Origin of the sequence: Enterococcus larvae, assembly GCF_017830045.1 — a bacterium.
In the GTDB taxonomy this organism is placed as follows: Bacteria; Bacillota; Bacilli; order Lactobacillales; family Enterococcaceae; genus Enterococcus_L; species Enterococcus_L larvae.
The window spans coordinates 170165-193741 of the sequence record NZ_JAEDXU010000001.1 but is presented as its reverse complement, the minus strand read 5'-3'; the positions used below and the strand labels follow the sequence as shown (position 1 = coordinate 193741).

At 39.9% G+C, this 23577-nt stretch carries 19 protein-coding genes; all 19 read left to right on the top strand.

Annotated features, from left to right (window positions below; all coding sequences use genetic code 11):
* The 19 genes from I6N96_RS00890 (at position 1) to I6N96_RS00800 (ending at position 23577) form a co-directional block, all read left to right on the top strand.
* Positions 1 to 1407, top strand: a complete 1407-nt coding sequence (locus I6N96_RS00890; protein ID WP_209555615.1) for a PTS transporter subunit EIIC — start codon at positions 1 to 3, stop codon at positions 1405 to 1407.
* Between the two features lie 853 nt (positions 1408 to 2260).
* On the top strand, positions 2261 to 3376 hold the full coding sequence (locus I6N96_RS00885) for a tyrosine-type recombinase/integrase (protein WP_209555614.1): 1116 nt from the start codon (positions 2261 to 2263) through the stop codon (positions 3374 to 3376).
* Positions 3377 to 3588: 212 nt separating this feature from the next.
* Positions 3589 to 4521, top strand: coding sequence for a hypothetical protein (locus I6N96_RS00880; RefSeq protein WP_209555613.1), 933 nt, complete (start codon positions 3589 to 3591; stop codon positions 4519 to 4521).
* The gene (locus I6N96_RS00875) at positions 4451 to 5608 is read left to right on the top strand and encodes a hypothetical protein (protein ID WP_209555612.1); all 1158 of its coding nucleotides are present in this window, start codon (positions 4451 to 4453) and stop codon (positions 5606 to 5608) included. The genes I6N96_RS00880 and I6N96_RS00875 overlap by 71 nt, the downstream gene beginning before the upstream one ends.
* An 82-nt stretch (positions 5609 to 5690) precedes the next feature.
* A complete protein-coding gene (locus tag I6N96_RS00870; RefSeq protein WP_209555611.1) occupies positions 5691 to 6425 on the top strand; it encodes a helix-turn-helix domain-containing protein in 735 nt (244 codons plus the stop codon).
* A 168-nt stretch (positions 6426 to 6593) separates the two neighbouring features.
* Positions 6594 to 6899, top strand: a complete 306-nt coding sequence (locus I6N96_RS00865; protein ID WP_209555610.1) for a hypothetical protein — start codon at positions 6594 to 6596, stop codon at positions 6897 to 6899.
* The gene (locus I6N96_RS00860) at positions 6892 to 8172 is read left to right on the top strand and encodes a glucosaminidase domain-containing protein (protein WP_245186794.1); all 1281 of its coding nucleotides are present in this window, start codon (positions 6892 to 6894) and stop codon (positions 8170 to 8172) included. The genes I6N96_RS00865 and I6N96_RS00860 overlap by 8 nt, the downstream gene beginning before the upstream one ends.
* Before the next feature lie 56 nt (positions 8173 to 8228).
* Positions 8229 to 8930, top strand: a complete 702-nt coding sequence (locus I6N96_RS00855; protein WP_209555609.1) for a type IV pilus modification PilV family protein — start codon at positions 8229 to 8231, stop codon at positions 8928 to 8930.
* Between the two features lie 10 nt (positions 8931 to 8940).
* Complete coding sequence (locus I6N96_RS00850) at positions 8941 to 9630, top strand: PulJ/GspJ family protein (protein ID WP_209555608.1); 690 nt, start codon at positions 8941 to 8943, stop codon at positions 9628 to 9630.
* A complete protein-coding gene (locus I6N96_RS00845) occupies positions 9617 to 11620 on the top strand; it encodes a hypothetical protein (protein ID WP_209555607.1) in 2004 nt (667 codons plus the stop codon). The genes I6N96_RS00850 and I6N96_RS00845 overlap by 14 nt, the downstream gene beginning before the upstream one ends.
* 140 nt (positions 11621 to 11760) lie before the next feature.
* Entirely contained in the window at positions 11761 to 13326 is a 1566-nt protein-coding gene (locus I6N96_RS00840) for a GspE/PulE family protein (RefSeq protein ID WP_245186793.1), read from the top strand.
* Positions 13327 to 13353: 27 nt separating this feature from the next.
* Complete coding sequence (locus I6N96_RS00835) at positions 13354 to 14568, top strand: type IV pilus twitching motility protein PilT (protein ID WP_209555605.1); 1215 nt, start codon at positions 13354 to 13356, stop codon at positions 14566 to 14568.
* Positions 14568 to 15779, top strand: coding sequence for a type II secretion system F family protein (locus tag I6N96_RS00830; protein WP_209555604.1), 1212 nt, complete (start codon positions 14568 to 14570; stop codon positions 15777 to 15779). The genes I6N96_RS00835 and I6N96_RS00830 overlap by 1 nt, the downstream gene beginning before the upstream one ends.
* Positions 15780 to 15943: 164 nt before the next feature.
* On the top strand, positions 15944 to 16420 hold the full coding sequence (locus tag I6N96_RS00825; protein ID WP_209555603.1) for a type II secretion system protein: 477 nt from the start codon (positions 15944 to 15946) through the stop codon (positions 16418 to 16420).
* 40 nt (positions 16421 to 16460) lie between these two features.
* Positions 16461 to 17216 (top strand): prepilin peptidase, encoded by a 756-nt coding sequence (locus I6N96_RS00820; RefSeq protein ID WP_209555602.1) that lies wholly within the window; start codon positions 16461 to 16463, stop codon positions 17214 to 17216.
* Between the two features lie 40 nt (positions 17217 to 17256).
* Positions 17257 to 18291 carry a type IV pilus biogenesis protein PilM gene (pilM, locus tag I6N96_RS00815; RefSeq protein WP_209555601.1) on the top strand — a complete coding sequence of 345 codons (1035 nt, stop codon included), beginning with the start codon at positions 17257 to 17259 and terminating at the stop codon, positions 18289 to 18291.
* 3 nt (positions 18292 to 18294) lie between these two features.
* Entirely contained in the window at positions 18295 to 18909 is a 615-nt protein-coding gene (locus I6N96_RS00810; protein ID WP_209555600.1) for a hypothetical protein, read from the top strand.
* Positions 18902 to 19519 carry a hypothetical protein gene (locus tag I6N96_RS00805; RefSeq protein WP_209555599.1) on the top strand — a complete coding sequence of 206 codons (618 nt, stop codon included), beginning with the start codon at positions 18902 to 18904 and terminating at the stop codon, positions 19517 to 19519. Before I6N96_RS00810 ends, I6N96_RS00805 begins: the two co-directional genes overlap by 8 nt.
* A 155-nt stretch (positions 19520 to 19674) precedes the next feature.
* On the top strand, positions 19675 to 23577 hold the full coding sequence (locus tag I6N96_RS00800; RefSeq protein ID WP_209555598.1) for a pectate lyase-like adhesive domain-containing protein: 3903 nt from the start codon (positions 19675 to 19677) through the stop codon (positions 23575 to 23577).

The window sequence follows — 23577 nt, the reverse complement described above, 5'->3', positions numbered from 1 at the left end:
ATGAATAAAAATAAAGAATTGGCAAAAGCGATCATCACAGCCCTTGGCGGCAGCGAGAATATCTATTCCGTGGTTCATTGTGCTACTCGATTACGGTTTTCTCTGGTAGAGGAGCAACGAGTCGATGAGCAGCAGCTAAAGGACATTGAAGGAGTGGTGGGTGTAAACCCAACACCGACACAGTATCAGGTCATAATTGGCAGTCATGTCAATACAGTTTTTCAGGCTATTATTGAAGAAGGGATAAGAAATGGTGATCTTGAAGCAATACAGGACAAGCAAGAGAGAAACACCTCTGCTTCTGTATTGGATAAAGTAGTAGATACGATTACCGGTTGTATGACACCGATGATTCCGGCGTTGACTGCTGCGGGGATGATCAAGGTGATCCTATCTCTGGGGACAACCTTCAATTGGTTATCCAATGAATCTTCTACGTATCGAGTCTTGGATTTTATTGGTGATGGCGCATTTTACTTTATGCCAATCCTGTTGGCAGTTTTTGCCTCTCGTAAATTCAAGGTGAATACGTCGATTGCTGTAGTCGTTGTAGGTATTTTTCTTCATCCAAATTTCACTTCGTGGGTGGCTTCAGGAGAGCCGATTTCATTTATTGGTTTACCGATTCAAGGAGTTGGCTATGCTGCTTCTGTGATTCCCGCACTTTTGACGGTTTGGGCAATGTCGTATATTGAAAAGGGAGTAGATAAGGTTACGCCGAAAGCAGTGAAGATCCTATTGAACCCGACACTGGTCTTATTGATTTCTGCACCGCTTGCATTGATTGTGATCGGACCTCTTGGCAATTATGCTGGTAACGGTCTGGCTTGGTTTATTGAGCTTATGCAAGGACAGTTAGGCTTCATTATGGTTGCTTTGCTGGCTGCTGCGATGCCATTCATCGTCATGACAGGGATGCATCATGCATTGACGCCCATTTTCGTTGCATCCTTTGCTGCAACCGGTACGGAATCCTTGATTTTAGTGGCTCAGGTTTGTGCGAATCTGGCTCAAGGTGGAGCGACACTCGCCGTTGCGATGAAATCAAAGGATAAAAGTTTGAAAACAATGGCTACAGCCGCCGGGATATCTGCAATTATGGGGATTACAGAACCAGCTCTATATGGCGTTACGATGAAATACAAGAAACCGTTGATCGCAGCTTGTATCAGTGCCGGAATCGCTGGCTGCTTTGCCGGAGTTATGCACGTGACATTGTATGTACCGCAAAATAGTTTAATGGCTATCCTTGGCTTCTCAGGAGAAAAGGGGACAGCGAACATTGTAGCTGGAGTTGTCATGATGCTCGTGTCAACTATCTTATCCTTTGTTCTTACATGGATATTGCAAAAAGAAGAGACGGGCACAGAAGTATCTCAGTCAACAATAGCTGCAGATACGATATAAAAAAGAGGAAAAGTGAGTGGACAATAATCTGTTGCCACTCTTTTCCATACCCTAAATCCGAATAAACAGCGAGTCAGAAGTAGCTCCTACGACAATAAGCCGGAATTCAACAAAAATTTGTGAAACAATTTTCGTGAATTCCGGCTTATTGCTTGTAGCTAAACACTTCTGTCTCAGCCTCTTTTTTCTCTTAGTTTTAGAATAGATGAGGTGTTAGAACCTACCTCTGAAGAACAAGAAGGTTATATAGAAGTTACCAGCTCATCTGCACTCATAGCGTTGTTTGTGTTGCGGAGCATCCTTCCCGTTACCAAAACCATCAATCAGTCATTTCAGTCCAGAGAATAGTTGTCTCGGGACTGTTTTTTTCTTTTTTCTCAACGAAAATGCATGAAAGTATAGTGTTGATAAAAGAAAATCACATTAATTTATAGATATAGACATTATGTAAAGCATGGTCCCATTATTCATAAAAATGTGAAAAAAATCAACAATAATTATATTCAGTGTGTTATTTTAATAATAGAGTTTATTTTATTTATGTTTATTTATTATTTAAAAACAGCAAAAAAACATATCATTTTATTTTCTCAATTCAACTAAAATTGAGAAATAAAATGATATGGACTTGATTACTTATCGCACTGATTTTCATGATTTACTCATTATATGACAATATCATTCTAACAATCGGTTCATTTTATGTCAAGAAAATAAATGAAATATTTTTTTTATCTATTTTCAATCGAAAAAAAGCGATATGAAATCAAAAAAATGTTCGGGAAGGATGTGCCGCTAATGAAATACGCCGTCAAAAAAAATGTCAAAAAATAACGGGAAGGATGCGGATGATTTGGCAAAAAAAGGTGAAAATATTTATAAGCGGAAAGATGGACGCTGGGAAGGACGTTATATTAAGACTCGGTCAACCAGTGGAAGGATCATTTATGGTTCCGTTTATGGAAGAAGGTATGCTGAAGTCAAAGAAAAACTGATCAGAGTAAAGGCCAAGCGCTTGGAAAGCAGCGAGCCTCTGAATCTTTATTACGGTTCTTTTGCGGACTGGTTACAGTATTGGGCGACTACGCAGGTAAAGAACAAAGTAAAAGCAACTACTTATTCTAATTACTATCGCTTAATAAAGAAACATATATTGCCGCTGTTAGGAAATTACCCCCTTACTAAGCTGCAGACAAAGGATATACAAAACTTTATTTATGTTTTGCAGAAGGATTTGACAGCTGGCTCAATCAAGAACGTGTTCAATATTGTAAAAAAATCTCTAAATGATGCAAAACGACAAGCTTATATTTCTGATAATCCATGTGATTTTGTTGAGTTGCCTAAGATGAGAAAGAAAGAGGTCTGTGCATTAACAATACGCCAGCAAAAACGATTGGAAATCATTGCATTTCAGGAAAAAGGCTGTTCTCCTGTGATCCTTTCATTATACTCTGGGATGAGGATTGGGGAAATCAGCGGATTGAAATGGTCAGATATTGATTTTGAAAATGAACTGATCTACGTTAAAAGGACGATATCCAGAGTTCTTGATGAGTCATCACAGGAATCAAAAACAAAATTGATTGAAGGAAGTCCAAAATCCAGATATTCACTTCGTCAAATCCCTTTAGCTTATAATCTGAAAAGCTATCTGCTTGAAAAGAGTAAAAAAGCAGTTTCGGAATATGTTATAGGAAATGGACGTGGTTTGGTAGAACCACGAACAGTTACAAATCATTTCAAAAAGAATTTGGAAGCAGCAGATCTGGATAATGTGAAATTTCACATATTGAGACACACCTTCGCAACCAGATGTATAGAAAAAGGAATCGACATAGCCAGCTTAAGCAAAATACTTGGCCACCAGTCAGTAAAAATGACATTAGATACTTATACGGATTCGTTAATGGAAACTAGACGGATAGCAATGTCCACCATTGATACGATGTTCCATGAGTCGCTATAACACGTCACAAAAATGGTCATAATTTTCGTTTTTCGTTGGTATCAATTGCTTTTGAGCCTATCTTTCTTAATTTTAGTTGAATTAAGAAACTTGTCAAATAATTGAACTGGTAAGAAATCAAATGACATCCGTATCTTGGAGAATAGCACAGAAAGACTGATTTTTTGAAGATGAAAAATAGAATACGAACTAGACGGGAGTAGTGATAAAAGATGTTTGGATTAGGTAAACGTAAAGATGATCAGGATTATGATGAAGTGTACATTTATGAAGATGAAGAAGATTACGGAGAATACACAGATTATGAAGAGGAAGAATATGACGAGCAGCCTCATTTTACCTCTAAGAGAAAAAAGGAAAAGAACGAGCCCCACAGATATGAAGAACCAATGATCTCTCGCCAAGAAGAGCAAGAGATGAAAAATGAAATCGATCACTTGGAAGAAACAGTAGAACGATTGACAGATCAATTGGAAGAGAAACAAGATGAACTTTATAAAGTCACTAATTTATTGACTGAAAAAGAAAACAGGGCTGAGACAGCGATAAACGAATTGCGTAAACAATTGGATGAAGAAATCACCCAAATACGAAGTGAATCAGATGCTGTATTGAGAGAATACAAGAACCATATAGAGCTGTTGGAAGACGAGCTTTCAGAACGGAAAAAACACGTTAGAAAGCAAGACAGTCAGGTAGATTCTGTAAAGCGAACGTATGAAAAGAAAATTGTTGATCAGGAGCAAAGAATCAAGGAATTGGAAATGAAAGTCCATCAGCAGGAAACGTTAAAAAGTGATTTAGCCAATATCATCATTGAAACCAAGGAGCAGCAGCGGGAAGTTATTGCTCGTGCTCAATGGGAGGGCGAGCAGGTTCGCGAGAGTGCTGAAGCAGAAGCACGTAAAGTGTTGTCTGAATCTGCAATGGAGTTGCATCTGATCAAGCAGGAGACAGAAAAACATCGCGGCAAGCTGATTGAACTGAAGGCCGAATCAGATCATATGTTTGACAGGTTAATTGCAAGTGCAGAAAGAGTAAGTCATCTGGAAATACGGGGAGGGAAATTTGCAGGTGAAGAAAAGAGAACTACAGGTGAACATTTACCCGACATCAGCCCCGTCAACAGAAGAGCTTCTTTATGAAGTAGAAACGCTGGAAGAAGTTTGTCAAACTTGTGAAAAGCTTCATTTGGAGAGGCAGCCTATGGGGAAGTGTGTGTATGAACAGGTCAACAAGCGTTTTAGCGCGATGTTTGAAGTGATGACAGCTGTCCACCATTTGGAGATTTCAATATTATCAGGGGAATTAAGTTGGGAGCGGGTTCTGCAAGAATTAGCAGTTCTGCTCCCTCAGTTTGCCTGGCTAAGCTGTAAAACAGAAGTGAGCAAAAATCATCGAAGAGTTTATTATATGGATTTCGTTCCAATTGCTTATAGTGACAATGGCTTTCCTTTCGAAATTCAGCTGCAGACCAGCATCCAGCAGCAGCTGTTTTATTCTGAGAAGGAAGCAGTGAGAGCATTGAGTCAAGAAATAGAAGAGCAGCTCTTGGAAAAAAACTTATGGTTATCTGGGAAAGCAGATAAAAGTGAGAGAAGCAGACCGGCAAAAAAAGCAAGGTCAATAAAGAAGCCAGTAATTTCAAGAGAAGCAGTTAGTGTGGAAAATCAGTTGTTAGTCTATAAAGAAGAAATCAAACGAAGTGATTATACAAAGGAACGCATGCGAATTGCAAACGAAAAACTGGAACTCCTGATTGAAAAATTGGAGCAGACGGTAGTGGACTGTGGAATCAGCTATTTGAGGCACTCAGATGAGGACAAAGAAGCCTCTAAGTATTTACATATTAGTTTGCGTGAGTATTCTTATTTAAAGCAAAAAGCAAAGTATTTAGAAAAATTATGGGACAACAACAAAGCGCTTATCAAGCAGACTGAGAAACTAGTTCCTGTTGGTTCATCAGTAACATATAAGCATAAGCAGGTTGCACAGCTGAAGGAAATGATTTTTGACAGTGACATCTACCTAGTGATGGATGAGTGCAGAGAAATTGATAGTAGAGCAATCATCAATCAATATCCCTGGTTTCGAAATCCCTACGTCAAATTGATGAAGGCTGATTATCATAGCTTAGCGAAGAAAGCTGCTTATTTTGATTTGCTGCAGGGCGAAAATTACTTTTTAAGAAAAATGATTCATAAAGAAGAATCCAAGAAAGAAACACCCTAATGTGTATAGGTTAGTCTTTGAAGGGACCGTACCACGTTCAATCACATCCATAGGGCTTGGTACTTTTTAACAAGGGAAAGATATGGGGGAATACAGAGTGTGCACAGTCAGTGTAGTTAATATCAATGGAGAACTTAATGAGAGATATGTCAATGAATTAACAAGAAATCAATACAATGTTGATTTCACAGAAACAGAAGAACTGTTAGCTGATATAGAAGACGTTGATGCAGTGATCATTCACTTCGATGAAGAAAATGAAGAAGTTATTTGGAAAATATGTAATTTGATTTTTCAAATAAAGGAAAGCTCAAAAGCATTTATCTGGACATTTTCAAACAAAATGATGGAAATCAATCGATTAGTTTATCTAAAACTAGGAATTCATGGCCACATCCCTGCGGTGTGCTCACCAGCAGAATTTGAGCTCATTATACATAACACCGTGAATCATTTTGAAGAAAAACAGATAGAGGAAATGATCGAAGTAATTGAAAATGAGACGAGAGAGAATCAGTTGACTATTTATGAACATAATCGGAGCCTTCAGTTTGAGAATGGGATTGAGATCAATCTGACCAAACTGGAATACCGGTTATTGACGATTCTATGTAGTAAAAAAGGGAAAGTTTTCGGTTATGAAGAACTGAGAAACTTTGTCTGGCAAGAAGAAGAGGTGGACTCTTATAGAGCCAGACTTGCCAATCTAATTTTCTATTTGAGAAAAAAGGTTGAAAGAAGAACCGGATACTCTGAATTTATTCGAACAATTTGGGCAAGAGGATATATGTTGGATTTAGAAATTGAGAAGACTTAGCCTGATAAAAATGAACGATTGAAGACAGGTGCTGATGAATACGGAAATCAATTCCATCAACATAATTATAATTGATTGAAAATTCTGTGAATTTATCACGCTGTTAACTTCATGAAAGAACAGGTCATGTCTTGGATAGCTGAATTTGAGGAAGGGGTTGTTGTTTATATGAATAGACGTCATCAGCAGATAAAGCGCTATACAATGCTGTACTGGTTGCACTTCACCATTTCTCTTGTGCTGCTGTTTATTTTTGGAATCGTATTTTGCTTTTGCTATTTCACTGGTTTTCAGGAAAAAATGACTTTAGCTCATTTGATATTGATGATGCTGATATTGATGCTGACGATTTTCTTTCGAATGAATGCGTGGCATTATCAAAATTTCCTGTGGAAAGAGACAGAGATAACGAAGATAAGAGTAGGTAGAGAACGACAGCAAATGCTGAGAGGGGAACGACAGTTTTATGAATAAAAAAATACACTGTTTACTTGGGCTGTTTGTATGCGGCGGAATACTTGCTTTAGGGATGAAAATGAATCCGGGTCAGCTGATGGCTATGGAGCAGGAACAAAGTGCTAATAATGAATCCATTAATGAGACAACAGAGAGTGCAGATTCAAAAGTTGCTTTTAGCATAGAGTCATCGGATATGGCTGTGGAGGTTTCAGAAGAACCGAACTATTCGGAAACCATCAGTTCAACGATCGATTCAACAACTGATTCTGAAATAGAGGAAACTAACCCATCGACAAGTGAAGTGCCTGCTTCTACAACTCCAAGTGAAAGCAGTATCAAAGAACAAACAACTGATTCATCAACACTAACAGGTCAGATCATAGTAAATGAGCAGCAACCTCAGCAAACACAGAATCCGGAAGCAGCAGAGCCGTCAGAGGATTTGGCCGAATACCTCCCAGGAGTTGCTGAAACAACAGAGGTTGAAGAAAATTATCAGTTTTCTGTGGTGAAAAATCAAAGTACAGGTGAATTCATCGAGTCGATCAGCAGTTTTGCTCAGGAAATTGCTTGGGAAAATGAGCTGTATGCATCGGTCATGATCAGTCAGGCAATCTTGGAGACTGGTTCAGGCAGCAGCAGTCTTTCAAGCCCGCCTAACTATAACCTATTCGGTGTGAAGGGAAGCTATGAAGGAAAAAGCGTCAGTTTTTCGACACAAGAAGACAACGGAAGCGGCAGTCTATATACAATTACAGCAAGCTTCAGAAAATACCCGAGCTATAAGGAGTCGCTAGAGGACTATGCCAAGCTATTGAAAAATGGGATTGATGGCAACAAGAATTTCTACGATAAAACCTGGAAGCCGAATACTGAAAGCTATAAAGATGTAACGATGTTTCTAACTGGTAGGTATGCAACGGATACTAAGTACGGAAGTAAGCTGAATGCATTGATTGAAGCCTATGATTTAACGCAGTTTGATGCAAAGCCGGGAACAAAGAAGCAAGCATCTACAGTGGAGGATTCCAGCACAGCGGAACAAGGTAGCTCTGTTAAAAAGAGGAAAGGTACTTATAAATCAAAGAGCAGCAGTGAAAACAATGACAATGAAGAGGAAACAGCTGCATCTGCAGACAAATCGACGTATATCATCAAAAGCTGGATAGAAAAAAATATTTCTGTTTTCAATCAGCCAGTCAAAGAAATTCTTGGCACTCAAAACATTTCTTCTCCAATAATGAATGAAGAATCTTCATCAACAGATAAGGAGACGAATAATGAATAAAACTATATGGTGCGTAATAGACGTTCTTAATCGTATAAAAATCGAGATGAATCAAAATGAAGAAGTCTAAGTTTGATTCTATACAAGTGACTAGTGGGTGCAAGCTGAAAAGAGTTTGGTTAGATGAACGCGGTTTTTCATTATTGGAAGTGCTTTTTGCAATAGTTCTTTTGGGTGTCTGTTTTCTGTTTATTTCTTCAATGATTTATCAAAATAAACAGGCGATTCAAATCAATACAAAAAAAGAAGAGGCAATTTTTGTACGAGAAGATGTAAAGGAATGGTTGGTATATAAGGCACAGATACAGGACATTGCCAACTTGAACACTTTTGTTTTTGTAGAATCAGCAGCTGTGTTTAATGAAGAACAGCTTGAAAGAAGGAACCATCTGATTTTAGATAATTCAGGTATTCAAAAAGAATCCGGCACAAACAAAGCGAAATATGGAGAGCTGGAGATGCCGGTAACTGATCCAGATCGCGGAACCTTCATTCAGAAAGTCAACTATCGATTGAATGATCCTGATTTCTTACCAGAAGCATTGCAATCAGATGTTAACCAGTTGTATCTGGGCCAATACCTCAATCACTTGGGAGAAGAGACCGACTTCTTGATAGAAGTGGTCGTGCAGCGTAAAGCAGCTATTGCTGAATATGACCCTCGAGTAGATGGCGTCGGTTTGACAATCAAGGTTTATGACCAGAATAGCGGCAGTTTATTAACGGAAACCTACATAAACTGGGTGGCTGAATCATAGGAGGGATAAGTTGAGAAAGCTAATAAAGGATGAGCGGGGACTATCATTAATGGAACTGATTGGTGCCATTATTCTTTTCGGTTTGGCTTCTCTATTGTTTGGCGGTGTGCTATTCAGCATTGCTAAGGCTTCGGAGGTTCAAGGCCAGCAGGTAGCGCTTCAGCAGACTGCTAATGGAATGGTTGCACAAATGGAAAGCATCAGTAGAATTGAAAATATTTATGAGAATGCCGGCTACCGTGGGAAATTCAACAGCAGTAACTGGACAGACACACATATTATAAAGACACTTTCAGAAGATAAGCTGTCAGAAATACAACCATTGGCTCAGGGAGAAAATCCGTTGTATATATCAGATATTTTAGATACCACAAACAAGCGAAGCTCAAGCTATCAAGTGAAAAATAAAAACGTAAAAATCAAGCTGATTCAACAGAAGAACGAAAACGAAGCAACGAATACTATCTATGCTACACCGAACTATCGAGATACATTCAGTATTCAGATCAACGGTATCATTCTTTTTTATGAAGATGAAATTACTTTTGCTGATTATTATGATTCAAGTTCAGGGTTATGGGAGATCGAAGAGCTTTTGCAGCAAAATGAGGCAATGATCGTCTACAGCAGAAGATTTGTTTTGACTTATAGAGATGATGAAAAAGCAAGTGGGGAGGTTCCGGGAAATGGAAGATGGTAGAGAGGAAGCTGGTTACGCATTACTGTACGCGTTAGGTGCGATTATATTGGTCAATGTGATTATTGGCGCCATCTTTGTTTTGGCGAGGACTGTTTTTTCCCAAGTTGAGCAGGTAGATACATTCAAACAGATAAAGGATGTTGAAGAGTATGCACTTCAAGATGCTAGTAATAAAATTAAGAAAAAGCTGGAAGCAGAGCTGTCGGGTCTAGGTTCCGGTGTGAACTTTGGAACGGATGAAGTGGCTCTGAGAAATCTTGTAAAAGGCTGGATCGATGATTTTGAAATGAATAATGAGGACATTGGCAGTAATCAGCAATTCTCTTATCAAGTGTCGTTCAACAGTAGTCAGCTTGAAGCAAAAAAAGTCCTTCCTTATGTATTGGATACGGAAATTGGCAGTTACGGATGGAAGCAGTCGAGTGTTTCTTTGGATAATGTAACGAATATTGAACTGACTTTTCCTATTATTGCAGAAGTTACTGAAATGAAGAGCGGAAAAGCAACGAAAGCTGTAGCTCGATGCGATTATATCTATGAGATCCAGTGGGATGAGGTAGATGTAAATGAAGAAATTTTAGCGTTGGATGTCTGGCGTAACGTATTTTATTCCTATTATCTGCCTAATAGTGCACAAGTAATATCAGCAGATGAATGGATGAGAAAATTTGATCGAATTTATCACTATCAAACCGATACTCAATTGTTCGACTATGCTTCTTACAATAATTATTCGGCTTTTCGATACGGTGAGGTAAATGGTCAAGTGATGGATGTTCGGGATGGCTCTCTATTAGATTTTTCAAGTGGTGATAAAACCATCCGAGATATCACTTTTTCAGGTTCTTTCCTTTTAGAAAATGGTGTAACAGTGAAAGGTACAGCAGGTGGACGACTTCAAACTGATAATTCTCTGGTGCTTCGTAATTCAACTGATCCGTCAGCACCGCAGCTTAACTATTTGCAGCTTGATCAAGTAGCAACAAAAATCGGTACATTCATTGATTTACCTAAAGAGCAGTCGCGACTAATTTTAGATGTTGGTCAATTTGATGCAGGCAATCTGTTGATCAATAACACAAATACAGTGAAGAAAGAAAACAGTTCAACAGAAGGGGTCCTATTTTCCAAAGGAAATCTTGTAATAAATAAACTCACAGGTTCAGAGACATTCTCTTTTGCCAATTATGCAGTGGAATCTGGGAAGAAAAATCCCAAAGATAGCCTGTGGAATGAATTTCTAAAAGGCTCTATGGTGGTGGCCAGCTCCAATTTTTTTGCTGGTCCAGTGAGTGAAGACACTTCTCTTCATTCTGAACAAGACGACCACCGAAACATTTCCGTTAATGGGAATTTTCTGCTGACCAATGCCATGTTATCGAGTGATTTGGGAGAAGAAGGCTTCTCCTATTTTCAAGAGAGTGGTGACTTTACTCATCCGAATACACCAGCAAAAATCACTTTGGATGGCTCGGACACAAAAATGTCAGTATATGGGAAAAGCTTTATTGATTCACCAAAAACAGAGCGAAGAAAAGCATTGACTGAAGATGGCGGAATGAATTTCACAGGGTTTTACAAGGACAAGGAATCTTGGAATTGTATCACACTTAAAAATGGGGCAAGCATGGAGTTAGATTATACAGGAGTTGAACCGTTTAATCTGGAAATCCAAAAAGACTCCTACCTGTCCTTAAAGACCTTGCCTGAGCTAGCTTTATTCGATACAAGCTTTATTGAGTATAGCGTCAGTCGAAGCCAGTTGAATGGAAAACTGATTATTCAACCCTTTAACAGGACAGATGCACTGAGCTTGGAAGCAGACCTGCGCAGCAGCAGTATTCCTGTTGCAATAGCCAATGGTTTTGCTGAAGCGGCAGCTGCCGATGGTGGGCAAGTTGTTATTGTCATGCCGGTAAATACTTCAGATAAAGATTCTATCCAGATGATTTCAAGAACCTTTGACTATGTAAAAGCGATCGATTATTAGAGCTTGCAGAATGAGAAATGGTTTTTAGGAACGCAAGGGCTAGGAAAAATACAGGTATATGTTATGTACCCTATTAAATAGAAAAGCATTCCGAAACCCATGAAAAATGGATGGTGTCGTTGATAAAAGGAGAGAGCAGTTTGAATTATGAGGAACGATTAGGTGGGAGAAATAAGTATAGAGCTGACAGAGCTGATAGTGAAAAACGGGCGATTTCCAATCAGCCCGTAGAACTTTTCAATATGACCTTGGACAAAGAACTGTTGAGACTGATTCCAAGAAGCTTTGCCAAGGAATACAGTGTGTTCCCTATAAAAAGAAAACGAAACCGCTTAGTAGTTGCCATGAGTAATCCGGGAGATTACGCTGCGCTAAATGAGTTGCGTTTGACAACTGGGCTTTTGATTGAGCCCATCAAAGCGAATGAAGCTGATATCCAGCAGATGATTGTTCGAGACTATCCTTCTGACATCAATATCGATGGGCTGTTTGAAGCAGATGCTGTAGAACAGAGTGGAATTGTTGCCAGTGAAAGCAGTAATGATGATTCTCCAATCATCAAACTAGTCAATACACTTTTGCAGGATGCAATCGATCGACGAGCCAGCGATATTCATTTTGATCCACAGGAAAAATATTTGGCTGTTCGAATACGGACAGATGGGGAAATGAAAGAGCTGAAAATCTTGCCTAAAAATGTTCAATCGGCAGTTACTTCTCGCTTGAAAATCATCTCATCACTGGATATAACTGAAACTCGTGTGCCGCAGGATGGGCGAGCAATGCTGAAAAATGGACATAAGATCATCGACTTACGGGTATCTGTGCTGCCTACGATACATGGTGAAAAAATCGTTATTCGAATTTTGGACCGATCGATTGGTATTCGCCAACTAGAAGATTTCAAATTTGATAAGCATACATTAAAGGATTTTCGAAAACTGTTGAAACAGCCTCACGGCATTATTCTGGTTACTGGTCCGACGGGCTCTGGTAAGTCTTCAACGCTGTATGCCGCTCTGGGCGAGCTGAACCAGCCAAATGTCAACATTATCACAGTGGAAGACCCGGTGGAATATCAACTGGAAGGGATCAATCAGGTAGCTGTGAATAGCAGTATTGGTTTGTCTTTTGCTAGTGGGTTACGCTCCATTTTACGACAGGACCCGAATATTGTCATGGTGGGTGAAATTCGTGATGGAGAGACAGCGGAGATTGCGATACGGGCTTCAATGACTGGGCATTTAGTATTGTCCACATTGCATACGAACGATTCAGTCAGTACAGTCAATCGGTTGGTAGATATGGGTGTAGATTCTTTTCTTGTAGCGAATTCTTTAGCTGGTGTTCTTGCTCAACGGCTAGTACGGACGATTTGTTCCAACTGTAAACAGGAGGAGCGGATTTCCAGCACAGAAGCAGCCTTCTTGGAAGAATACCAGCGACATGCTGCGCGTTTAGCTAAAGGAACAGGTTGTGCCAAATGCGGCTATACCGGCTACCAAGGAAGAATGGCTGTTCAAGAGCTGTTAGTGGTCACACCGGAGATGCGCCGCATGATTACCAGACAGGCATCAAATGATGAACTGCAAAAGTATGTGCAGGAATTAGGCATGAAGTTTTTGATCAATGATGGTCTGGATAAAGTATTGGCTGGTTACACGACGATTGAAGAGGTGTTAAAAGTCGCGGTAGAAGAATCATAGATATTTTATGAATGGGGATAAGAAGTAATGAGAGATGAGGAATTAAGACGTTCTAAAAGATATAGCGAAAGAACAGAAAATGAGGTAGAGGGTAGCTTGGGTTCACGTCCTTCTTATCGCTCACGTCGGCCGTCGACCTCAGACTTAATAGAGGAACGACCAAGGAAAAGCAGTCGTTATACAGAGCGGACCTCACCCAAGCAAGAGTTGGATGTTTGGCTGCAGAGCGCAGTGGAAATGCAGGTTTCTGATATCCATTTGATAGAAAATATACCACCTATGTATCGTTTGCATGGCGGTTTACAGCCGATTGAAGGTGCACCGATATTAACATCGGAAAGAATCTCTGCTATGGCTGAATCAATCTGTACGGAGAAACAGTGGCATGAGTTTAATCAAGCAGGCGAAGTTGATTTGGCTTACGAGCTAAAAGATATCAGTCGCTTTCGGGTAAATGTTTTCAAGCAGCTTGGCGCTGTTGCAATTGCACTTAGACAAATTCCCATCGGTATTCCTTCCCTTGACTCGTTAGGTGTACCGGATGTTCTTCGACGTATGATCCACAAAAGTCAGGGATTGTTTCTTGTGACAGGCCCGACTGGATCAGGAAAATCGACAACACTTGCCGCGATGCTGGATTATTTGAATGATTCAAAAAAGACACATGTTCTGACCTTAGAAGATCCAGTCGAGTATGTTCATAAACATAAAAAAAGCATTATTTCCCAAAGAGAGGTTGGGCGGGATACCGAATCCTTTTCTAACGGATTAAGGGCAGCTCTGCGACAAGATCCGGATGTTATCTTAGTTGGTGAAATGCGGGATTTTGAAACGATCTCAATTGCATTGACTGCGGCAGAGACAGGACATTTAGTTCTAGGAACACTGCATACTTCAAGTGCGCCATCAACAATTGAGCGTATTGTAGATGTGTTCCCATCAGAACAACAAGCTCAGGTTCGAACTCAGTTAGCTGGAGCCTTAGTAGGAATTTTGTCACAGCGCTTGTTGCCTACTCGAGATGGTAAAGGCCGAGTAGCGGCGACAGAGATGTTAGTGAATAAAAAGGGAATTGCCAGTATCATTCGTTCCGGAAAAACGCATCAAATCAATAACATGCTGCAAATGGGGAAAAGCGACGGTATGCATACAATGAGTAACTCCATTCAGCGACTGACGCAAGCGGGTCGAGTAGATGCAGATATTGCAGCAACCTATCTTGAAGAAGGAGGCGATTTTTAATGCCTTTGTTTACCTATCAAGGAATGACCTATACTGGCGAGAAATCTCGTGGAAGCATTCGAGCAAATTCTGCAATAGAGGCTGGAAATCTCTTGAAAAAGAAGCATATAAAGCCGCTTTCTTTAGTAGAACAGAAAGATACAGTAGCCAACAAGGAGTTGGATTTTTTTTCAAAGACCAGCTTGAAAGTGCTGGTTGCCTATCTACAACAATATTCCACCTTGATTACAGCAGGGATCACAGTTCTTGAAGCTGCCAGTATGCTGGAAGAACAGCAACAAGATAAAAAATTTAAAAAAGTATTATCCGAAGTAAAGCTGGATTTGGAGGCAGGACATACTCTTTCAGATAGTTACCGTAAGCATCCGAACTCTTTTCCACCATTATTAGTTAATGTTATTGCAGTCGCAGAAATGTCCGGCTCATTAGAGAAGAATCTGCAGCAAATGGCTAGGTATTACGAAAAAAGCTCAGAGAATCGCAGTAGTATCATTACAGCGATGATTTATCCAATAATAATGCTGATTGCTTCTATTGGTGTAGGAGTTTTCCTGATGATTTCGATTGTTCCAATGTTTGTCAGTGTGTTCGAAAGCTTTGATGCTGAGCTGCCAGCTATTACTAAGATAACGATGAAAATCAGTGATTTTCTGCAAACGAAAGGGATTGTCATTGCTGTCGCGATTTTTCTGATTTGGCTGGGAATTTTTCTTGGGAAAAAGAACCCTGCTTTTCGAATGAAGTATGACACGTTAAAACTGAAAATTCCCATTTTTGGCGAGTTTGTTCAAAAAAGCTATTTTTCTGTCTTTATGACGACACTGTCTTCCCTGTTATCAAGCTCTGTTCCAATGGTTACTGCATTATCCATGAGTAAAGAAGTCGTTAATAATCAATTTATTCAAAATATGGTGATGCAATGTGAGATAGAAGTAGAACAGGGCGGTCGATTGAGCAATATATTTTCTCAAAATTGGGCAGTTCCTATATTAGCAACCCAGATGGTCAAAATTGGCGAAAATACAGGTTCACTTGAAGATATGCTGGAGAAGCTCAGTAAAATTTTTGAAGCCGAAGCCGATGAGATGAGCGTGCGAATCAAGACGATCATGGAGCCGTTAGTGATGTTGATTATTAGTGGAATCGTTGGATTTATTATCGCAGCGATTATGATCCCAATGTTCTCTGTATATGGATCCATTCAGGGGTAATACAACGATGCATACTAGCTTTGCTAGAGAGTGGGATTTTTGAAATCTATGTGTTTGGTAGTACAAAAGCAACTACCTAATTCTAATTGTTATTAACTGGAAACCTAGACATCCAGATAATATATATACTTAAAAATGGAAACAACAGGAGGAGAACAAAAAAAATGACAGAAGTTTTAACGTTACAGGAAGAAAGCAGAATGAGTCGCCTTTTAAAAGATGAAAGAGGGATGACCTTAATTGAACTATTAGCTACAGTAGTAATCTTAGCGATTATTTCTGGGATTGGTTTAGTAGCTATTGGTAATGTGATCCAAAATTCTAGAGAAGATGCAGCGATTGCAGACGTTCAACAGGCGATGAATGCAGCTAAATTATATCAGTCTAGTCCATCATCAGCAATTGGTGCTACATTCAAATTAACGGATGTTATTGATGATAAGTTTATGGAAAGTGCAAGTGCAAACTTTGATGATGCAGACAACATCCAATTTGATGTAGATGCAGACGGCACATTAACAATGACAGTACCGGTTGGTGAGCTGAAAGCTGGTTCTAAGAAGAATACTGTAGCAATCACAGCTAGTAATCAAGCAGCCGTTAACGCATTAACTCGTGATTCTTTAGCATTTGCACAGTAATTGATTAGAGTTATGTAGTTATTGAAGAAGGAGTTTTTTTATGAATATATTGAGTTATACCATACCTGCAAGAATCGTTTATTGTTATATATTTGTCATAGGAATGTGTCTGGGCTCGTTCTTCATGGTTGCTGGCTACCGAATTCCTAGAAAGGAAACATTGATGGGACGTTCTCACTGTGAGAATTGCCAGCAGGAACTAGTCTGGTGGCAATTGATTCCAGTTGTCTCATATGTTTTCTTAAAAGGAAAATGCAAATATTGTGCTTCAAAAATAGGGGCAGCAGCCCCTGTTTTTGAAATACTTGCAGGTCTATTATTTATGGCTGTGGCAATTGTTTTCAATTTATCCCCAGAGGTAATGGTTGGTTGGACACTTCTTTCTCTACTGCTGATTATTAGTGTATCCGATGCACTGTATCAGATTATTCCCAACAAGGTGCTGTTGCCGTTCTTTATCGCAGCGATTCTTGAAAGAGTCATTATCCCGCAAAATGATTATTGGTGGTATTCTTTGGCAGGCTTTTTGGTTGGCTTTGTACCGTTATACATTTTAGGAGAACTCAGTAAAAACGGCATGGGAGGCGGCGATATTAAGCTTTTTGCTGTATTAGGTATTTTCCTAGGTCCTTTACAGGTATTTCTTTCCTTATTTTTATCGGCAGTTATTGCCCTTGTTTTTGCTATTATTTTATCCATTTATAAGAAAGAGAAACAGAAATATATCCCGTTTGGACCGTTTATCGCTATCAGTTCAGTGCTGGTTTATCTTTTATCGGCGGTATTAGCTGGGTAAGGACTGAAATTATTTTATTTTGAAAAAGGCAGGTAGAAAGATGTTTGGAAAAAAGAAACATGCAGCAATTGGTATTGATATTCAGAAAAACGTGCTGAGATACTGCACAGTAAAAAGCGGTCAATTTGTTTTTGGTGAAAAAGTGACCAATGGTTCCATTTTTAAAGATGGGAAAATAAGAAATCCAGAGGAATTCATCCATACACTGCAACAGGTTGCAGCGGAAGTACATATGAGAAATCCGGAGTTTATCATTTCTGTGATGAACGGTAAGCTGCTGATTCGCCAGATACCATTAGGGAATATGAAAAGCGAGAAAGAAATTCGCGAGTTCTTATACTTTGAGCTAGGGGATTCAATATCATTGCCTTTTGAAAATCCCATTTTTGATTTATTGATCCTTGAGCAGCAAAGTAAAAAGAAAATACCAAAGAAAAAAAGCAGACAACCGCAGGAAAAGTCTTCACGCAGAGAAGTGAAGATCCAACGGAATCGTTTTGCAGTCAATGGAAAGGTACCGGTAGTTATTACTTCGGAACCGATTTTAGAAGAAATTGGCTATTTGATTCAACGAAGCGGCGGTCAGCTGATTGGCGTGGAATGCAGTGCTTTGGCGTATACTCGCGTATTGCAAAAGCGTATCAATTGGGGACAGAATTTCCTTTTGGTAGAGTTGGATTCCGGTACAGCGACGATCACTATATTTGAGCAGTTAGTCCCGGTATATGTCCAATATGAAGACTATAATCAGGTCAACTGGCGTTATCTGGAAAAGGAACAGTCTGCGAAAACAGAGTTCAATCGCTCTGTTGAGTTGGAGGAGCTTGATAAACTTGGGCGCACAATCAACAATGTTATCCGATATTTTGAAACAGAGATATCGCCAGGGAAAGAGCTGGTACAGATTTATGTGGTTGGTGGTCATCCATTGTTGGATGGCGAGGTAGTGGAGATCATTCAGGAAACCAATGATCTGCCTGTAAAAGAGCTGCAGTCGCCGCTTCGACTAGCGAATCAAAAACGTTTACCGGAACGCTTTTTATTAGCTGCCGGTCTGGCGATGAAAGAGGTTTAAGTTATGAATGTTAATTTATTACCGAAAAAATTTATAAAAAATCGTGCAATGGAAGTTATCATTGTTCTGTCCGCTATTCTATTCGCCATACTAATTGTGGCATTTTTAATTGCGCATCTATTTTTCCAAACGCAGGTGAGAACCTATACGAATGCTGTACAAATGGCTCAACTGGAAAAAATCGGTCTGGAGAAGAACGTTGTAGAGCTTCAGCAGGAGCAATCTAAAGATATGCAGGAATTTATTCAGGTTTTAAAAGGAGAACAAAAGCTGATGGAGCCAATCATGACTGCCATAAGTGAGGCTGCCAATGAGCTTTCTCTGACGTTGACAAATTATGATATCTATTTAGCTGATGGCGATGGTTTAGACAACCAACTGTTAGTAGGAGCAGATGGAACAGAACTCCTACCCTCAATAACAGTTAAGTTTAGAGGCGATTTATTCACAAATTCTCCAAGCTTTAAAGATCGGATTGAAAAAATGGAATGGGTCTATGACTGTCAGCCGATTGCAATGAGCCGAGACAATGAGTATACAGAGTCAGAATTTGTTATCCGACTAAAAAAGGCTGAAGTTCCAATGGTAGCCAAGACAGAGGAGGCTACTGATGAATAGAGTTGTATTTACTAGAAAGCATATAATCGTTGCATCGCTGATTTTGGTAATGGGGGTATTTCTGAGTGTTAGCGGCTGGCTTTTTGCCATCGAACCGAGCCGAAAAGAACTAGGTGAACTGACTCAGAAGCTGAAGACAGTTAAACAGGAAATCACGCAAGAAGAGAAACTTTTGAGAACAGTAAAAGGCCTGCCTTCCTTGCTGGAATCAGATTTTGTAACGAACGATCCAATCATTCCTAATGGCATTCAGCTGCAGGAATATTTTGATCGTTTAAAACAGCTGGATGAGTCTATGGGGATATCTTTTCAACATGTTTCATTTGAAAATGTAACGATTTTTCCAGAACTTGCTGAGGGGGCTTCCAATACGTCGCTTAAGCAGCTGCAAAATACAACAGTTGCATTTGATGTTCTGGCTTCCGGAGAACAGGAGCTGCTGAATTTTGTGAAGGAGCTGGAAACCACCAATCGTTTCACAAAAGTAGAGCAGGTAACCTATCGCTGTAATCCGGATTCATTGGGAGAAGACAGTTATGCCTATTCAGCTAGTATTGTTCTACAAATGTATTATTTATCTTATGCAGAAACCGGGAGACCTGTCGAATAGCTGGGATGGTATCTCCTTTCAAATTATAGTTTGTTAGGAACATCGAAGGAACGAGACTACGGTGAAAGCAGAAAAGAGCACTAGGTGTATTGGTTAAAAAGAGGAATGCAGTGAAGAGGCATTTTCTCAAATTTGATGTAGAGGAGTGGGTAAGTATGAAAAAGTTCCATAGGAGGTCCATTCAGCCCAAGTTTTTTGTTATGTTAGGTAGTCTGCTTCTTACTTTATCCTTATTGATATTTTTGATCATCACTTTCTTGGGAAATCTTGGGAAAAATACATATGCTCTCTCAAGTGAGTATGATGACAAGGTGAATCACTATTATGTAAATATTGATATTGATCAGCCGAAAGAAGAGACGATCATTTTTCGATCAACAGAAGCAATGTCTGTGTCAATGGAAACGCTGGAGGATTTTCAGTCGGATGAGGTTGAATTTGCAGAGGCTCCTGATGACGAGGACGGGGTACAACTAAAAATCAAAGAGACGAATAAAAAAGTTCGATTGTCTATTCCGATTCCGATTCTTGAAACTGGTGAACAGACCTTTCAAGTCGTTCGAAATGGGAAGGTCGTCCAAAAATATAAGGTAGACATCTCATTAGACAGTAAAAATGAGAGTGAATTGGAAGAACAGGCTACGGAATCAGGGCAGGAAAAATACTCATCGCTGACGAATAGCCAAGTAAAGATGGTTGATTTGACAATGAATAGTGGGCGTGAGCAATTCCAACTATTGGATGACGGTCAAACAGGTACGGCAATTGTCGGGAATTACACAGAGCTGATTGCAGCTGTAAATAATTCGGGAATTTCAAGGATTGAGTTTTCTGCAAATATTGTCGCTACCAGCACAAGTCTTTCGAATATCACACGAGATCTGACAATAGACGGAAAAGGCTTTGCGCTTACAACTACAGCCAGTGTTGCATTTAAGTTGGGGGATACAAAGAAGGTAGACGCCACCTTTGAACTTCTCAATCTTTCAGTCAATTATACTGCTAAAAAGGATGGATTTATTTCGGCTTCCAGTGCAGCAGTCTCTCTTTATTGGACAATCAAGCTGCAAAACATTGAGGGGTCTTATGAACAAATTGGTACCGCAGGCTCTTATTTTCTAGATGCTTCAAGAGCGAATGTTGAAATACAAGGCTTCTTTTGGTGGTATAGTGACAAAACAGTACCGAGCTTAAGCAGTTCCAAGGGAGTTATCTGTGCAGCAAATGTTCACATCACAAATGAAGCAAATGTGGTGATAACCGCAGCGCATGCAATTATTCGTTTGCGACCGGGAACGGCTTCTGTTGAGACATCTCTAACTATAGATCAAGGGTCAAAAGTCAGACTAGCCAGCGAACTCCGACAGGCTGTTTGGGCCAATACAGAAGGAGATAACAACGTCATTGTTTTTTCAGTAGTTGATGAAGGAACTGAATTGATTGCAACATCTAAGGGAACCTTTTATGGTTCTGACGGCGGTGTGATCACCTTGCAAGGAAGTGCAAAGGACAGCAGAGAGTCTAAAACAGAAGTGCTAGGCGGAGCAGTGGTGAGTGTCCATGCTCAGGCTTCAAGCTCAGAAGCTGGAAAAGCCAATCCCAAGACAACTTCTGCCTTTGTTAATCAGGTCAAGGATGGTGTATTCAATCTTGACGGCGAAGGAAGTGCCTTAAATTTAGAGGCAGATGGAGAGGCACATAATTACTGTGCGACATTGCGTTTCAGATTAGTGGGAGCGCAGACATTTTCTGTTACAAATAAAGCAGAAATGAATGTCATCAAGCATTCCGGCTCAGCGGCAGCTATTCGGTTGTATGGAAAAAATAACAGCTTTATTGCAAAATCAGGCGGCAAGGTAAACATCAAAAAAGAAGGAACGAATCGAGCACAAAATGGTGGCGATACCGGTGGCCAGCAAGCCATTCAATTCACAGTTGATAGTGGCGGCGTCTCCTATTTTGAAGTTGAGGATTCAGGAAGTTCGATCTATGCAAAATCTGATGACGGGCCGGCAATCGAAGCGTTGAGTGGCAATTTCCAATTTACTATTGGAAAAGAGTCAACCTTCAGGATGGAAGGAACGACATATGCAGAAAATCGTGGAATCGTTCATGCAGGAGCTTCAAGAATCGATATCCAAGTGGATGAGCCGATTTTTTATGATTTTAGAAATAATCGCGTAAATGGCGGGCAGGTCTTTTCTACAGGAAGCTCAGGGACAAATCAGATTTTTTCTTCAAAGAATGTGAGTCTTTCCGTTTGGAAGAAGAAAACTAATGTTGATTTAGATGCGAATCCAGATGTTTTCTGGAGTAAGATCGGCTATGAATTGACTGGAAGGAATTTCGGTACGATTGCCTATTCTGAGTTCCCGAATCAATTCAATTCGACAAACTATGAAGGTGCAGATAAATATACTCGAATGACTGGAAACAATTATCGTGCAGTAGTTGATGAGTTAAGAGTACCTACAAATGCTGACAAACATATTTATGGACATGTGACTGTTCCGTATTCAGATGACAGCAGTGAGACACGTGACGCTTGGGAAGAGGAGGTTTGGGTCACAATCCAAATCTTGGCAGCAGATGGTACAGAGAAAAAGAAGGCGATAATACCAACGAAAGGAAAGAATGATACGCTACAGGGAGTCTCGATTTATGGTGAAGAAGCTAGAGGCGGGATTTTCGATTGGGAGCTGGATGATTTTCTTTCTGCGGGAGATCAAGTCAAGGTCTTAGCTGCATATCGTGGTGGTTCGGCAGATGCGAACTCCAGTCAGAATATCCATAGTGAGGATGAAGATATTCTGGTTGAAACAGTGCAGGTCCAAGATGTTACGCCTCCGTTGTCATTGCAGACAGATATGAACAAGGTATCAGATACAACAAAGCAGTTGACAGGAACGGTAGACTTATGGGACGAACGTGATCAAAGACAAGTAGATAGGCTGTTTATATTCGCGAAGAAAGATAATGCCTTTTTAACAGATTCGCTTGGGCAAGTATTGTATAAAGAAATCACAGCAGATAGCGAAGCAGTATCGGGAGCTAGTTCTAAGAAAAAGTGGGTCTTTGATCTCTCTGAGTATCTTCTTGTGGGGGAAACAATCGAGATTTTTGCGAAAGACACAGCTGATATCAATGGTGTACTCGGGACATTGCCGGAAACTTATATAGAAGCGCCGAATGCTGTTTTAGGAAATATCAATCCATCTGTACTTAGCTATGACAGCTATGCAGGGTATCATGATGCAGTTGGTGACGAACGATTTACTCCTTCGCTGTATTTTGATGTAGTAGCTGCTGCTCCTTCTACTCCGGAAATCATGATTGAAGTGCCGGAAGTCTTTGACCGAAATGAGGAAGGAACCCCTATCTTAACAGAAGGAAACCAGCTGCTTTATGAAGTCAGCGTTAAAAGCGGAGACAGCAGAGATTCTGGTAGAGATCCTGCGAAAAATCTAAAGGTTACCGTTACACTATCGGATCAGCTTCAATATGAATCCTTTGATAAGCTATTGAATAATGCAGCTGTTGCTTCTTATGAATACAAAGCCGCAGAAAAGGTTATCGATGTTTATCTGAAATCAGAGCTGAAGCCTGGGAATATCGCCTCCTTCAGCCTAAGCTCTATTGTGAAAGATGACAGTCAGCCAATCACGACTACTGCGACAGTTATCGGAGATTCGACCTTAGAGGAGCCGTTTATTGTTGGACCGCCAAATGATAACCATAACCATAAAAAGCTATCTGCATCAGATGATGTACTTGTCGTTCCAGGCGTCAAGAAAGAAGGCGGAGAAGCTGTTTACCTTTCAGTTGTGAACCAAAGAGTAAAGGTTTTCTATTCCAACATCACCGAATTTACAGTTTATATGGATGGAAAAAAATATAAATCTTATACAGTACCATTGAAGAAAACAACGGATTCAAAACAGTTAGATATTCCTATTGATGATATAAGGAATAAGATATCTGTAAAATATAATGACGGTACTGGAGACAAATGGGTATACTGGAACAACGATTGGAATTTTGTGACAGATCAGGAGTGA

Excerpts from the sequence above, each read along its gene's own strand:
- I6N96_RS00820 (WP_209555602.1), top strand. The coding sequence starts at position 16,461 with ATGAATATATTGAGTTATACCATACCTGCAAGAATCGTTTATTGTTAT.
- I6N96_RS00835 (WP_209555605.1), top strand. The coding sequence starts at position 13,354 with ATGAGAGATGAGGAATTAAGACGTTCTAAAAGATATAGCGAAAGAACA.
- I6N96_RS00810 (WP_209555600.1), top strand. The coding sequence starts at position 18,295 with ATGAATGTTAATTTATTACCGAAAAAATTTATAAAAAATCGTGCAATG.
- I6N96_RS00870 (WP_209555611.1), top strand. The coding sequence starts at position 5,691 with ATGGGGGAATACAGAGTGTGCACAGTCAGTGTAGTTAATATCAATGGA.
- I6N96_RS00880 (WP_209555613.1), top strand. The coding sequence starts at position 3,589 with ATGTTTGGATTAGGTAAACGTAAAGATGATCAGGATTATGATGAAGTG.
- I6N96_RS00800 (WP_209555598.1), top strand. The coding sequence starts at position 19,675 with ATGAAAAAGTTCCATAGGAGGTCCATTCAGCCCAAGTTTTTTGTTATG.
- I6N96_RS00845 (WP_209555607.1), top strand. The coding sequence starts at position 9,617 with ATGGAAGATGGTAGAGAGGAAGCTGGTTACGCATTACTGTACGCGTTA.
- pilM (WP_209555601.1), top strand. The coding sequence starts at position 17,257 with ATGTTTGGAAAAAAGAAACATGCAGCAATTGGTATTGATATTCAGAAA.
- I6N96_RS00855 (WP_209555609.1), top strand. The coding sequence starts at position 8,229 with ATGAAGAAGTCTAAGTTTGATTCTATACAAGTGACTAGTGGGTGCAAG.
- I6N96_RS00830 (WP_209555604.1), top strand. The coding sequence starts at position 14,568 with ATGCCTTTGTTTACCTATCAAGGAATGACCTATACTGGCGAGAAATCT.
- I6N96_RS00865 (WP_209555610.1), top strand. The coding sequence starts at position 6,594 with ATGAATAGACGTCATCAGCAGATAAAGCGCTATACAATGCTGTACTGG.
- I6N96_RS00890 (WP_209555615.1), top strand. The coding sequence starts at position 1 with ATGAATAAAAATAAAGAATTGGCAAAAGCGATCATCACAGCCCTTGGC.
- I6N96_RS00805 (WP_209555599.1), top strand. The coding sequence starts at position 18,902 with ATGAATAGAGTTGTATTTACTAGAAAGCATATAATCGTTGCATCGCTG.
- I6N96_RS00860 (WP_245186794.1), top strand. The coding sequence starts at position 6,892 with ATGAATAAAAAAATACACTGTTTACTTGGGCTGTTTGTATGCGGCGGA.
- I6N96_RS00825 (WP_209555603.1), top strand. The coding sequence starts at position 15,944 with ATGACAGAAGTTTTAACGTTACAGGAAGAAAGCAGAATGAGTCGCCTT.